Origin of the sequence: Alteromonas sp. AMM-1, assembly GCF_047290655.1 — a bacterium.
Taxonomy (GTDB): domain Bacteria; phylum Pseudomonadota; class Gammaproteobacteria; order Enterobacterales; family Alteromonadaceae; genus Alteromonas; species Alteromonas mangrovi.
Genome location: NZ_JBLBUE010000082.1, coordinates 1 through 15,347 on the forward strand (window position 1 = coordinate 1; position 15,347 = coordinate 15,347).

At 45.1% G+C, this 15,347-nt stretch carries 9 protein-coding genes; 5 read left to right on the forward strand and 4 right to left on the reverse strand.

Features of this window, described 5'->3' with window-relative positions; genetic code table 11:
* From ACLR2L_RS12895 to ACLR2L_RS12910, 4 genes are all read left to right on the forward strand, one after another.
* Nucleotides 1-1,248, forward strand: a 1,248-nt coding sequence (locus ACLR2L_RS12895; protein WP_413368594.1) for a sodium:solute symporter family transporter, incomplete at its 5' end; no start/stop codon positions are given.
* 35 nt (nt 1,249-1,283) lie between these two features.
* Complete coding sequence (locus ACLR2L_RS12900) at nt 1,284-2,831, forward strand: tryptophan halogenase family protein (protein WP_413368595.1); 1,548 nt, start codon at nt 1,284-1,286, stop codon at nt 2,829-2,831.
* Nucleotides 2,832-2,846: 15 nt separating this feature from the next.
* Nucleotides 2,847-3,605 (forward strand): SapC family protein, encoded by a 759-nt coding sequence (locus ACLR2L_RS12905; RefSeq protein ID WP_413368596.1) that lies wholly within the window; start codon nt 2,847-2,849, stop codon nt 3,603-3,605.
* 91 nt (nt 3,606-3,696) lie between these two features.
* On the forward strand, nt 3,697-5,826 hold the full coding sequence (locus ACLR2L_RS12910; RefSeq protein WP_413368602.1) for an alpha-galactosidase: 2,130 nt from the start codon (nt 3,697-3,699) through the stop codon (nt 5,824-5,826).
* Nucleotides 5,827-5,910: 84 nt separating this feature from the next.
* Here the strand turns inward: ACLR2L_RS12910 and ACLR2L_RS12915 are convergent, their stop codons facing one another.
* The 4 genes from ACLR2L_RS12915 to ACLR2L_RS12930 all read right to left on the reverse strand — a co-directional run bounded on the left by ACLR2L_RS12915 (nt 5,911) and on the right by ACLR2L_RS12930 (nt 12,396).
* Complete coding sequence (locus ACLR2L_RS12915; protein ID WP_413368597.1) at nt 5,911-7,194, reverse strand: alpha/beta hydrolase family protein; 1,284 nt, start codon at nt 7,192-7,194, stop codon at nt 5,911-5,913.
* A gap of 356 nt (nt 7,195-7,550) precedes the next feature.
* Entirely contained in the window at nt 7,551-8,069 is a 519-nt protein-coding gene (locus tag ACLR2L_RS12920; RefSeq protein ID WP_413368598.1) for a hypothetical protein, read from the reverse strand.
* 115 nt (nt 8,070-8,184) lie between these two features.
* Complete coding sequence (locus ACLR2L_RS12925) at nt 8,185-10,242, reverse strand: ATP-binding protein (RefSeq protein WP_413368599.1); 2,058 nt, start codon at nt 10,240-10,242, stop codon at nt 8,185-8,187.
* Nucleotides 10,243-10,293: 51 nt separating this feature from the next.
* The gene (locus ACLR2L_RS12930; RefSeq protein WP_413368600.1) at nt 10,294-12,396 is read right to left on the reverse strand and encodes a putative bifunctional diguanylate cyclase/phosphodiesterase; all 2,103 of its coding nucleotides are present in this window, start codon (nt 12,394-12,396) and stop codon (nt 10,294-10,296) included.
* Nucleotides 12,397-12,769: 373 nt separating this feature from the next.
* On the opposite strand from ACLR2L_RS12930, the gene ACLR2L_RS12935 reads away from it, so the two are divergent.
* Nucleotides 12,770-15,347, forward strand: a 2,578-nt coding sequence (locus ACLR2L_RS12935) for an ATP-binding protein (protein WP_413368601.1), incomplete at its 3' end; no start/stop codon positions are given.

A 15,347-nucleotide genomic window follows, 5' to 3' on the forward strand; every position in this document is an offset into this window, starting at 1 on the left:
GATCAGCTTGTTGGTATGAATGGGAACCAAATGGCGTTGCTGGCATGGTGGGAGTTTGCGGCAGTCATTGGTTTGTTCATTCTGGCCCGGGTATTTTTGCCGGTTTATTACCACTATCAATGCACCACCACCACTGAATTATTAGAAATGCGCTACAACAACAAGCACATTCGCGCACTGATCGGCCTGATGTTTTTCCTTGGCAGCAGCCTTATTTTTATGCCCGCCGTTATTTATTCAGGTTCCCTTTTCATGATTAGCATGTTCAATGTGGATTTGCCTCTCATGTATGTTGCAGCAGCCTTTGCTATCATAGGCGCGCTTTATGCGTTTTTTGGTGGCCTGCGCGCAGTGGCGGTATCAGACACCTATTCAGGTGTACTGCTGCTTAGCATGGCAATAATTGTAGTAGTACTAGCACTGTTTGCGATCGACTTTGACTTTTCTGGGATCCCACCAGAAAGACTAACGTTAATTGGCGACAACGACTCTCCTTTACCTTGGCATACGTTGCTCACGGGCATGATTTTTATTCAAACATTTTACTGGGGAACCAATCAGGTTATTACCCAGCGAGCCATGGCAGCACCAAATCTTAAAGAAGCTCAAAAGGGTGTTTACGCAGCCGCCATTATTCGTTTTCTGATTGTGCCGTCGATCATTGTTATCCCGGGCATTATTTCATTTAAATTATATGGTGATATCAACGATGCCGCATACGGCACTCTGGTTGGCGATGTACTGCCAGACTGGCTTTCTGGTGTATTTGCTGCGGCATTAGCTGCTGCGGTACTGACTACTTACAACAGTAATCTCAATTCCGCTACTGCACTGTACGTTTGTGATATACACGAAGCGTACTTTCAGAAGAAACCTAATGTTGCTCGACTGAGCGGAATTGTAACCCTTATTCTTACGGTCGTATCATTGCTAATGGTGCCGGTATACGCGCAGGCAGAAAGTATTATTAACCTGCTTCAGGAATTGTGGGGGTTGATTAGCATGCCAGTCCTGTCAATCTTTATTGTTGGTCTGCTTTTTAATAATGTAAACGCCTATGCGGGTATTATTTCGGTCTTTTTTGGGATTGGGTTATATGCATTCTTTAGCTTTGTTCACGCGCCATTTGATTTGCACTACATCCATCTGATGCCGGTAACACTGGGCTGTTGCATTGGCCTTGCATTACTGCTCAATAAGTTAGTGTTTAAACAAAAGGCACAATGGCGTGGTCGGTTAATTGACTAGTAAATAACTTAGCAGTTGCGATAAAGAAAATACCTATGACACAAATCAATCGGGTCATCGTAGTGGGAGGCGGTACAGCAGGATGGCTTACCGCTGGGGTGCTGGCGGCACGTTTTAGTGAAACGGATAACAACAACCAGCGGTTGTCCATCACCCTGATCGAGTCTGGTACTGTTCACCCCATAGGGGTAGGTGAAGGTACCTGGCCTACTATGCGAAAAACACTGGCATCCATAGGTATTACTGAGTCGCAACTAATAAAGCGCGCCAGCGCTACCTTTAAACAGGCCAGTAAGTTTGTAAATTGGCACCACAACAGTAAGGCCAACGCGTATTATCACCCATTCAGTGCACCACAAGGTTCCGCGAACTTAGATATAACGCCTTACTGGTTGGCCGGTGATGAACACAATAGCCAGTATGCGCACGATGTCTGTTTTCAGCCAGCACTCTGCGAAGCCGGTCTTGCCCCCAAATCCGCCCCTCAGCCCAACCAGACATTTGTAGCTAATTATGGCTATCATTTGGATGCGGGTGAGTTTATTGCACTCTTACGTGAACACTGCGTAGAGAAGTTAGGTGTTCAGCATCTGGTTGATGATGTTGTATCCATTGATCAGAATGACTTGGGTATTACTGCCCTAACTACCCGTAATAACGGGATAATTGCAGGCGACCTGTTCACAGACTGCACCGGCTTTGATGGCTTGCTAATAGACAAGGCATTAGGCGTAAGCTTAATTGATGCGTCGCAGTATTTATTTGCCGATACAGCCCTGGTATATCAGGTGCCTTATGATGATCAACACGCACCAATTGCCTGCCACACACTGTCAACCGCGCAGGAAGCTGGGTGGATTTGGGATATCGGTTTGCAACACCGGCGCGGAACCGGGTATGTGTTTAGTCAACGCTATCAGAACCAAGAGGCAGCCAGTCAAACCTTTGCCAATTACTTAAAGCAAACTTCTGCTCAGTCTGTTAATCCGGATAATTTTCGCACTATTCGCTTCAAAACAGGTTACCGAAAGCGGTTTTGGGAAAAAAATTGCGTGTCGATTGGATTATCAAGCGGCTTTCTTGAACCGCTTGAAGCATCGTCTTTAATGCTAATTGAGCAGAGTGCAAACTTACTTGCCGAGCAATTTCCGGCCAGCACATTAATGATGAAACATGCACGGAAACGCTTTAATACGCGGCTTACCCAAATGTGGGAAGGGACAATTGAATTTTTAAAACTTCATTATGTGCTGAGCAACAATACTTCGCCCTTCTGGCAAGACAATCGACTACCGGCGTCCATTCCGTCCAAACTTGCAGACGCATTGGAAGAGTGGCGTTACCGCCCGATATCAGACAGTGACTTTACGTCTGAGCATTCTGTATTCAGTGCTCAAAGTTATCGCTACATTCTGTATGGAATGTCTGATACGCAACGGTTGGAAACCCTGTTAACGTCATACCAACGCACGTTAAAACACACTGAATTTGCAAATAAACAATTACAACTCAATCAAACGTTAATTGAGCAACTCAAAACGCGCTTACCCTCGCACCGGGGCTTAATTGAGCGTTTTAGCTAACCGGATAAACAGGATATGAAAACACCGGAATACAATCCCCTTAGCGCCAACACCCATCATGATATCGCTGTAGCAGAAGACAGTTCGTTTTCACACGCGCGCGCCTTTAACCTGGTGAATATCGGGTTCAATGAGATCGCAACACTCAGTGGATGCATGCCACTGGTGGTAGTAAACAACGACGACAATAATTCACAGACCCTTGCTTGTGTTGTGGGAAGTGAAGGCTTTGGCAATCTGTTTTGCGGAGCCGACGCCTGGCTCGGTCATGCGGTACCGTTAAGTATACAAAGCCATCCGTTTAATTTTGCGTTCGCCGACAATCACAAAGTTAGCGTTTTACTTAATGTGAACGACGAGCGTATTCAGCATAAAACCACACACCCTGAATATGCTTTATTTTCAGCAGATGGTCAGCCAACACTTGTGCTAAAGCGCTACCAGGAGTGTTTAACTGAGCTGATTTCAGGGCTACAACAATCCGAAGCATTCCTGGCCATTTTAAATGAGCACAACTTATTATCGCCGCTGTCTGTCACCGTTACCCGACAGGATGGGCAAATAATTGAATCTGCGAATTTGCTCTCCATCGACGACCGCAAGTTTGCTTCACTGAGCGAATCTGTCATTGTGCGGTTCCACCAGCAAGGCTTATTGATGGCAGTGAATGCGATGATTCTGTCTTTGCGCCAGTACAACCGTATAGTTCAGTTAACTCAACATCACCCAAACCCAGCGGTAAAAGTAGGAATAAAGCTGTCAAACTGGCAATGAGGTCAGTGCAACGGTTAATCAATGCTTCAACGTTTTTCAATTACACATGCGCAGGCAAGTAAGCAGTAGCGCTGTGAAGTACGAGGTAAATATGTCGTCTTTTTTGTCTTTTGTTCGCCTTTCGAATAAAAAAGTTACTGTTATTTTCGACTGTCAGGGGCGCATGCCTAACGTGATTTACTATGGTGCACCATTGAGTGAGGCTACTACCCCTGAAATGCTCGCTGTATTGAACACGCGTCAGGAGGCAAAATGCGCACCTGCAGTGGAGCCCCCCGTGTCATTAGTCCCGACACATGGCGAAGGCTGGACCGCTCAGCCAGGACTGGAAGTGTTTGGTGTTAGCGATCAATGGTCTGCTGGCTTTACCCTGACAAACGTTGAGCACACTGACTCAAAGGTAATCTTTGTAGCCGAGGATAGACACCGTGGCATGCGACTTACCACCACCGTAGAACTCGACATAAACAGCTCAATAGCCAAATATGTCTCAACAATAGAAAATACTGGCAAGAGTGCGCTGAACCTCAATTACCTCAATGCGGCTACTCTACCTCTGCCACCGACAATGTCTAAAATTAAGACATTTGAAGGCCGTTGGTCTGCCGAGTTCCAAACTACCGATCACGACTTATTTTTTGGAAGTTACGTTCGGGAAAATCGACGCGGAAAAACCTCACACGATACCTTCCCAGGTCTTATTGCCTTTGCGTCGGACACGGGAGAGCTTCAAGGTGAATGCTTTGGTTTTCATCTTGGGGCCTCTGCAAACCATCGCCTCCGGGCAGAGCTCATGGCTGATGGCAGAAGTTATGTGCAATTTGGCGAGTTACTCTTTCCGGGAGAAGTCGTATTACAATCAGGAGAACGCTATACCACACCTGTACTGTACACAGGTTATGGCAATGCGGGCTTTTCCTCTTTATCGCAGGAATTTCACAACTTTATTCGCCTGAACATTTTACATCATCAACCAGAATCAAAGCCACGCCCAGTTCACTACAACACATGGGAAGGTATCTATTTTGACCACAAGGAAGAAACATTAAAAGCGTTAGCCGACAAAGTAGCGCCTCTCGGCATAGAGCGCTTTGTATTAGACGACGGCTGGTTCAAAGGTCGGCGAAACGACAAGGCTGGCTTAGGTGACTGGTTTGTCGACGAAACCATATATCCTCAAGGATTGAACGGGTTAATCGACCATGTAACCAGTTTGGGTATGGAGTTCGGCATTTGGTTCGAACCAGAAATGGTCAACCCGGATAGCGATCTGTTCAGGTCGCATCCGGAATGGGCGTTGCAATCACAACATAATCCGCACGTTCCATTCAGAAATCAGTATGTGCTCGACTTAACCAACCCCGAAGTCGTTGAGTACCTTTACAAGGTTATCACTGGTGTTTTAAACCGTTACCCTAAGATCAGCTACATCAAATGGGACATGAACAGGGACGTAAACCACCCCGGGAATTTACGCGGCAAACCAGCCATGCATGGGCAAATGACAGCACTCTACTCACTGATTGATAGGGTAAAAGCGGCTCATCCGGGCATTGAAATTGAAAGCTGCTGTTCAGGCGGTGGCCGCGTAGACCTGGGGATCCTCCCTCACACCGACCGATTCTGGACGTCTGACTCGAACGATGCACTCGACCGCTTGTATATTCAACGGGGCTTTTCCTATTTCTTTCCCGCTGAAGTGATGGGCGCACACGTTGGCCCAAGAGAGTGCCATATCACTGGGCGACATCTACCAATTGAAATTCGTGCAGCAGTTGCCCTGTTTGGTCATATGGGCATAGAAATGGACCCTCGAGAACTAACAGAGCACGAACAAAAAGTATTAACTGATGCAATTGCGCTTTATAAGAAATATCGTCATTTAACGCACAGCGGGGATGTGTTTCGGATGGATGACGATGGCCTGAACGTCAAGTTTGGTTATGTTTCAAAAGACAAGTTACAGGGGATTTTTGCCTATAACAGCATCAGGGAAACGCGTCGCACAACGCCTTCCCGCTATTACTTTGCAGGTCTGGACGCAAACAAACAATACACCATTGAACGCATATGGCCCGAGAAGCTAAAGGAATATACACCTTCCATTTTACAGCGAACCGAAGGACAAGTTTTCACCGGAGAAGTGTTAATGAAATATGGAATGCAACTCCCTGTATTATTCCCTCAGACCGCGCTCATTTACACCGTTACAGCGGTATAACGTATCGGTATTCACGAGCGACGTTGCCAAGGCCCGTCCAAATAAAACGGGCTCATTTATTGAGCCCGAATTCACAGCTATAAGCTAATCTTTACTTTCCATAACCAGGCCAAGTGCCCAACGGTTGTCAAATCCCTTCCAGGGTGCAGGCACCTCCCCCTTTACGGGCGCCTGATCACTACTGCCTGTAACATGTAAATAATCACAAAATTGGGTTAACGACTTAACATGGCAATTCATCAGTGCGAGCGCAAAGTGTTCATTAATTGCGTTAAGCTTTTGTGTTTCCCACGCGGGTTCAAGATAACTGCCCAAATCAAACTCATTACCATAGGCTTCAACTGGCGCTGGATGAGGGGCGATATTATGCCGCGCATTTTTAACGGTAAGTAATTTGGTGTCTGAACTTCCAGTATTGTCAAAAAGCCAACGCACCCCGTGATAACCAGAAATATCATCATTATCGCCAGCAACATACAGTACAGGAATGTTAATCCGGTTTAATGATTCCACATCAAACAGTTGATGTTGACCACCCCATGGCGCCAGTGCCAATGCGGCTTTCCATACAGGTAATACGTCATCTGCTGTTGTTTTGCCACCCGCACAACTATTCAGAGCTTGTTTTACCCATTGAATTGCCGACGGCTCCTGAACACCAGTAAATACCGACGCAGTGCTATCGTTGAACGCATAACATGCCCCCACCGTGCTCACAGCACCAAACCCCCCCATAGAATAGCCAATTACGCCCGCTTTGCTTTTATCTGCAAGACCTTTAAAAAAAGGATGTTCAACTACTGCATTCAGCGTGAACACCTGGTCACGGGAACGATTCAATAGCGTACTAGGGAACCCTGAATAGGGATTTTCAGCAAAATTAACCTCTTTATTGGTTGAATCCGTGTGGTCTATGGCTGCAACGATATAACCATGGGATGCCAGGTGTTCCCCCAGATAGTACATAATTGTTCTGTAGCCGGTATAACCGTGCGAAATCACGACAACCGGATAGGCACTGTCTGTATTGGCTATTTCAACATCGCGATACGCATTTGCGGCCACTTCAAACTGCTTTCCACTGCGCACTTCATCACTGTAAAAAGTAACATCAGTACCAACAGTTGTTGGATACCATACTTCTAATGTGAGGCTTCGCGCGGTTTTACTGCCGCTTATATCAGTAACGAGATCCGGATAACTCACTGTCAATGTGGTAACTCCAACCTTGTATTCACCCGACTCGCTTAATTCGGGCATCACATCGGCAGGAAAGGATTTATAAAGGGTCTGAGCAGCTACAGCGCGCCCTTCTACAGCAAAAAAACTAATAATGACTAAATAAAGGCCAAGGTATAACGTTTTCATAGTTAATTAATTGTTAAGTAAATCATAGAGTATTCATATTACTCGCTGTTTATGGACAAACAAGCCCAGTTTTATTTTTATTACCTATGATGAATTATAACTAAAATTAATTGATTAAAGAAAAAAGGGTAAACGTATAACCCTTAATTACTACGTTAAGAATTCATACCAAGTTGCAATACCTAATTACAAAAAGAGTGTCGTTATAAACGTATTATTATTAGGGCGAGACGAGATCGCCTGGGTTACACCGAGTAGGTTTTAAATAGAAATTGCTCAGCTCAGAATGATGCCCGGTTACAAAAAAGGGCGTCACTCTCGTGTCGCCCTTTCCGGTGATGATTTTACTTCAGTATTTATGAACCAAACAGCACCATCAGCACCATAAACACAAATCCAATGCCCGCAATTTTCAACCCGTTTTTATACGGTAGCGCTTTGGGGATAAACATTAAAAACGCTGAAATAACGAAAAACAACAACGACACGCCAAACGCAATATTCACAAAAAACAGTGGGCTGTTAGTGGTAGCTTTATGCAACTTAACCATTTTGGCCAGCGGTGCCGGGTAATCTTTCACAGAATACACTACATCACCGGTTTGTTTGTTGTATTGTCCCTGACGGAAGCGGATGGTGTCACCATTGTCATCTTCTACGGCGAAGCCTTTGAGGCGCAGTTGTTCGCCCAGCCCTTCACCACTCAAACCTGTCTCTAACTTGCGCTCATAGGTAGTTTCGAATTTTAGAAATTCAGTATTTCTGAAAATCAGCAAAACTCCGCTCACCGCATACACGGCCATGATGCCGGCAAGAAAAAAACCAATCCAGCGGTGATACTGTCGAAAACTATTATGAAATTTTGGTGAAGCCATGTTCTTCCTCATGATTAAATTTTGGGGTATTTTGCCGAAAAAGCCCGTGTGAATACAGTGAATTAACATTTCTTAACGTTGTGTGCGTTTTACACAAATAAGAAAAAAGCAAACATTAGTGAAAACGGCGCTCAGAAATAAGCAGTAATGTGTCGCGAATTTCATCAACAGAAAGCGGCTTTGTTAAGAAAGCGTTCATACCCGCATTGAAACATGCTTGCCGGTTCTCACTGGTGGTATTGGCGGTCATTGCAATAATAGTGAGTGACTTGTGATCATATCCCAATTCCCGGCGAATTTTCCGTGTAGCCTGAAAACCATCCATTACGTCCATCTCGCAATCCATAAAAACCACATTATAATCCCGGCTTTGTTGCAATTGTTTCACCGCTTCCAGACCATTCACCGCGTAATCCGCGGTTAAATCCAGCTCCGACAGCATCGCCTCCATTACAATGCGGTTGATTTCATTGTCTTCCACTACTAGCACCTTCATGTTGCGAAGCTGAGCAAGCACAACCGGATCAGCTATGCGAAATGGTGTACTGTTGATCGTATCAACAGCTGGAAACTTGACTGAAATAACAAACTCCGAACCGGCGCCGGGATGACTGTGCACATTAATATCACCTTGCATGGATAGGCACAGCTCTTTAACAATCGACAACCCCAATCCAGTGCCCGCATTAGCCTGATTGTCGAACTGCTGAAAGGGTTTAAATATGCGCGAAATTTGCTCGCGGGTCATGCCCTTACCCGTGTCTGCTACACGTGCCACCAACTCAATCATGCTGCCACTGTGTATTGTGGTAATGGTAACCTTGATTTGTCCGCCAAAGGTAAATCGCAGCGCATTATTTAGTACGTTGCTAAAAATTTGCTTTAACCTTACTTCATCTGCATCAACCCAGTCCTGTTTGCAATAATGCGTTTCGAACTCCAGTTGAATTCCTTGCTTCTCACACAGCGGTAAATAAAGAACCTGAAGGTCGCTGAAAACCCTGGCTAACGAAACAGGGGCAGGAGCTAACTGTAATTCACCGCTGTCTATTTTTGAATAATCCAATACATCATTTATGAGCCGGACCAAGGTTTGTGAGCTTTGTAAGGCGATGGCAATCTTGGTTTCGAGAATGTCTTTGTCGAGCCCGGCATGCAGGGTTTGCAACATCCCTGAAATGCCATTTATTGGGGTACGCAGTTCATGACTGACTTTCGCAATTAACTGGCTACGGGCAAGTAGTAAGGCTTCTGCTTCCTGCTTTTTCTCTGCCAGTTGGTTTCGGTTAATTACGTCGGTGTGAATATCCTGAAATGCACCAAAAAGACGAACGCATTGTCCATTTTCAAATTCCGCTTCACCTAAGGCAGCAACCCACTTCTCTTGCCCACTATAGGTTAATAAGCGCACTTCGATATTCCAAGGCGTACCGTTTTCCATGCCCGCCTCTACCGCTGCGAGAATGCGTTCTCTATCGCTACCTTCTTTGTAGAAATCAATAGCGGATTCCAGATTGGGCTCAAAATCGTCCGGTACTTCATGAATAAATCGGGTTTGATCACTCCAGTACACTTTGCCTGATTGCACATCGACTTCCCAAAAACCAATATTTGCCAAACGCTGCATAGAACGCAGGGAATCCAACCGGCGCTTTTTCCACACAAGGCTTTCCTCACGGGATAAGGCAGATTCAATTACCGCCGCAATGGTTTTAATCAGTGCGATATCATCACCACTCAGTACCTGCTGTTGTTTGTCAGTGAATAAAAAAAACAACGTTCTGGGTAGTTTTCCATCACTAAAAATGGGCGCGCCTAAATAGGTGTGAATTGAGAATAAATTGACAAACGGATGTGACGCCACTTTTGACAGTTGACAGTTTTCGTAATAAGTCAATTCACCGCTTTGAATGGGCTTGTTACACAGCACATCCACAACGGGTAAGGTAATCCCGGCCTGAAAGTTCAGCTCAGGCGACTGTTTAATACTCAGCAGGCGGTATAGCGTATGATCAACTTCGTCAATACCACCAAAACCCACAGCATCAGCACTAAAGGTAGTTCTGCACATCTCCAGTAGTTGGTCGATCATCACTGGTGTAGTCAGAGACTTATCCGAGGAAATCTCCAAAATGGATCTATAAATAAGTGGGTTACCGCGCTCAAACTGCATAGGGCTTACCGAAGATAGATCTGAAAGCAGGATCTTATTAACATTTCTGTATCATACCATTTGTGGCAAATTAGCCAATAGCGAAAAAAAATCGTTCTCATTTATCGGTTTTGAAAAATAGTATCCTTGTCCTTCATCACACCCTAACTGTTGTAAAACCTGCCTTTGCTCTTTAGTTTCAATTCCCTCACCTACCAGCTTTAAATTCAATGTCCTGGCAAGGCGAACAATCACATCCACAATGTCCTTTGCTTGTTGGTCTTTGAACATATCATTTACGAACGAACGGTCGATTTTTAGCACATCTAATGGGAATGAGCGCAAGTAATTCAGGCTGGAATAGCCCGTGCCAAAATCATCCAGCGCTATTGATATACCTAAAGCAGAAAGCCGGTTCAATATTTCCCGTGTCTCGGCAAAATCCATCATTAAGGCCGACTCAGTGACTTCCAGCTCTATCAGATTACATGGTAAATCGGCATCGTTCAGCATCGTTTCAATCTGTTCGCAAATATCGCTTTCATGAAATTGCTGCGCCGCAACGTTTACCGCAATCTTCAGATGGTAACCTTTATCGTAAAGTCGCTTCGCCATTTGAATACTTTGCTGCAACACCTGACGGCCAAGCTCATGAATAAGACCTGACTCTTCGGCAAACTCAATAAACCGGTTGGGAAGAATCAGACTTCCGTCATCTGCTGCCAGTCTTACCAGGGCTTCAGCGCTGGTAATCTCACCGCTTGCTAAATTGTATTTTGGCTGATAAAGCACAACAAGCTTGTGTTCTTCCAATGCGCTGCGTAACAATTTCTCGATGCGCACGCGCTCGTTTAACTCCAACTGTAAGTTAGTAGAGAAATAACAATATCGATTCTTTCCGGTGGTTTTGGCCCGATACATCGCGGTATCGGCATGTCGCATCAGCTCTTCTGCACTGGATGAATCCGACGGATAGATACTCACTCCAATACTCACGCCAAGTTTGTGTTCATCACCAGCGACAGAAAACGGCTCCTGCATGGCATCAATGATATTTAATGCGGTGATATCGGTTAAATTTGGCGAGTGCACTTCCGGTAACATCACTACAAACTCATCGCCCCCCACGCGCGCGAGAGTAGTTTTGCTGTCACACAAATGTTCAAGTCTCTGCGCGACTTCAGTAATAATCAGATCACCAACGGAGTGCCCCTTCGCATCGTTCAGGTACTTAAAGTTATCGATATCAATCAACAGTAATGCTACTGATCTGCGGGTTATTTGAACCCGCGAGATACTTTGCAGCACCCTGTCGTGTAACAACATTCGGTTGGGCAATCCGGTTAACTGGTCGTGATTAGCCAAATGGGTCATTTGGGTTGCCAGCGCGATGGATTCAGTTACATCCTGAAACACAATCACGCAACCCAGTAAATTTTGATGTTTGTCACGAATTAGAGCCGCTGAATCTTCAACACGGTACTCTCCCCCCAAACGGCTGGTTAATTTGGCATTTAACGCCATAGCTACCGTGCGCTTCTCTTTTAACGCAATTTCTACCGGGTTGGGTAAAACCTGATTGTTGGAAGCATCAGATAACACCATCACCTCTTTTATATGATGGCCTATTGAGGACGTTTTGTGCCATCCCGTCAGCCGTTGCGCAACGGGATTGATAAAGGTAATTCGTCCATCTGGGTCTGTTGCAATCACCCCGTCAGCTATGGAATTGAGTACCACATTCAAATACTGACGTTCTTCTTCAACCTGGTGCCGGGCTGCTAACACTGCCTGTTCCTGCTTTTTTAACTGCAAGTGATTACTTACTCTTGCTCTACAGAGTGTTAGATCAAACGGTTTGGTTATAAAATCGATGCCCCCAGCTTCCAGTGCCTTGCGCTCTGTATCGTAGTCCTGATGCGACGTAATAAAGATGATGGCTGGTGTTCTGATAAACGCGTGAGTCTTGATTCTGCGGCACACTTCGAATCCACTTACATCAGGTAGCTCAATGTCCAGCAATACAATATCCGGCTGACGCACCGCAACCAATGCCAATCCTTCGCTGCCACTGCCTGCTGTCTCAATATTTGCCAAGTCAGCCAAGCCACTCTCCAGAATAGCCAGCGAACCGGGGTCATCATCAATTACAACGATGTTAAGTGACTTTTCCATTTACCTGCCCAAAGACTATGCCTTTATGTAACCAGCCCCAACATGTGTACCTACTCACATTCAGATTATTGCGTCACTCAGGGGGATTAAATTACCGCTCAACTTGTTAATTACAGGTTAAAACTAAAATCAACGCCTATACTGGTAAACAGCTTCTCTTTTCAGGTTTTGCTACTTGTTCTGTGATAGCCCCACAATAAAGTCATGAGCTATCACACAGTAATGATTATGCGTCTTAGAATGAGTATAGGAGAAAGCCGGGGTTACACTATTTTTTAGTCAATTTTATTTTGGCAGGTGTAAATTGAGCAGTGTGAAATACAATTCGATGTGGTTGCTGGCGTTATTTGCTCTGATAACGAGTGTGTCCTACATGCACGAAAGATACATTGAGCGCGAGGCATTTACCGACCTTGCCATGCAGCACCAGGTAAACCTGCGTGAGATTAAATCGGATATAACCAGCAGGCTGAATGATTCTGTTAATGCTATCTACTTTCTTTATTCTACGCCGCCAATCAGCGGCTTAGTGAGGGCAGCCGAAGACCCAGAACGCATAGACCGGCATGATAACACCAGCTTTGACGGCTGGCGGTACCGGCTGGAAACGATCTTTGTAGCCTTTTTAAAAAACAATGAGCAATACTCACAAGTCCGATTAATTTATGCAGATTCGGGTGAGGAGTTTATCAGGGTAGACAGAGTCAGAGGCGACGTGCGTACTATTGGCGCACAAATGCTTCAGGACAAGAGTGGCAGAGACTATATAAAGGTCGCCAGACAACTCAAACGCGAACAATTGTATATTTCTGGTATAAACCTCAATCGCGAGCACGATGAACTGAGCATGCCCTATGAGCCCACCGTGCGCTTTATTCTTCCAGTATATTCAGAGCAAGGCGAGCTGCTTGCCTTTCTGGTGCTTAACAAGAACCTCAACGTGCTGTTTAGTTCAGCCGAAGCATTGGTCGTTCCCGGTCAGCACCTTGTCTATAGCGATGCGGATGGATTTTTTCTGAATCACTTCAACCAGGCCCTGTATTTTACCAAGGACTTAGCACCAGAGAAAACCTATAACGCTGTTTACACAGATAACGTATTACTCCCCAACAAACTGAGACGGGTTACCAATAAGGCTGATCCGAGTGAGCAATACTACGTGTCGAGCGAGAGCATTATGGTGCCGTCAGGACATGAAGCTTATCCGCTCACAATATCAATATTTAGCGACAATACCTGGCTGTCGTCGTTTCTTTGGGACCGTCGCTTAACCTTTTATTCTGGCACAGGGTTAATTTTACTGATATTTCTGTTAGCACTAACGATATTAAACCGCTCCGCCAGCAAAAATCGCAAACTGGCTGAAGCAAGAGCAGAAGCGCAGGCTGTTGTAACGGGGGCAACTGATGCAATTATTACGCTTGATACAACCGGCGCTATAACGTCGTGTAACTTCGCTGCAGAAAAAATGCTCGGTACAGACAAAGGTCAGTTAGTAGGTGAAACGCTGCATGATTACTTTAACCCGTTTACCGAAACCCCTATCGAAGTCATTCTGAACAATGAAGATGCGGATATTGACATTGTCTGGCGAAAACAGCAGGAAGATATTCACTACCACTGCAGTAAATGCGTTATTAAACAAACAAAGGGCGTCTCGGCATTGGCCTTGTTTTTCCGTGACATTACTCAGGACATCCGGGCCAAAGAAGAAGCAGCCAATATCAACCAAATACTGGAAAGCAAGATAGCCCAGCGTACCCAGGAACTCGAATTAGCGCGCAACGAGGCAGTTGAAAGCAGTAAAGTAAAAAGCCAGTTTATCTCTAATATTAGTCATGAAATGCGCACGCCACTCAATGGCATACTTGGCGCACTCACCATGTTGCAGCGTCAGAAACTGCAACCTGAAACTTCAAAATTTATCAATATGGCAGCGATCAGCGCATCTAACTTAACCACACTGATCAATGACATTCTGGACTTATCGAAAATTGAAGCCGGTAAGCTGGATCTAGAATGCAAAGCATTTAATCCTGAAACTCTGGTTAACAGCCAGATTATTCCTCATGCAATGAAAGCCGCCGAAAAGGGGCTGGAGTTTTACCTGGATACATCGGCTATTCGTTTTCGGGAGTTCAATAGTGATCCCCATCGCATCGCGCAAATCCTCAATAATATTATTGGCAACGCAATTAAATTTACTGAATCAGGTTCAGTAACGGTAACGGTTACCTCTAAGATAACAAACCAAAATGGTCTGTTGACCGTCTCTGTTACCGATACGGGAATTGGGATCGAAAAAAGTAAAATCCCCAGGTTGTTTAACGCTTTTCAGCAAGCGAATAGCCAGATATCAACTCGTTATGGCGGCACTGGATTAGGTTTAATGATCTGCAAACAACTGGTTAATTTGCTGGGTGGTAATATTGCTTTGTCTTCTGCGCAACACAAAGGCACAACGGTTGATATTACGCTGTCATCCAGCGACTGGACTGAATTCGATAACGCTGAACTTACGCTGTTTCGTGGTGCGGTATTTGGTATATTCGCCAGTTCAACGCAGTCGGCTTCTATTATCGCGAAAACGGTACAGAATTTAGAAGGCACTTCACGCATTTTTTCAATGGACGAATTGCCAACAACAGCCGACAACTTGCCTGCCAATATAATCATTGATTTACCCTTGACGCAGGCAGAAGAACTTTGCCATCAATTACAGGCACTTAAGGCATCCGTACAATTGTTTGTTCTGCGCCAGTTCACCCAACCCGCTAGCATGCAAAGCGAATCAATTCACTATCTCACCAAACCGCTTATGCGAAATGAATTAATTGCCAAAGTGCTAAAAGTGCCAGAACATCAGGCGGGTTTTGGCTACGAAAACGGGTATCATTCCAGAACAGATGATATTAAATTACAGGATGAGAATTTACGCATTCTGGCAACTA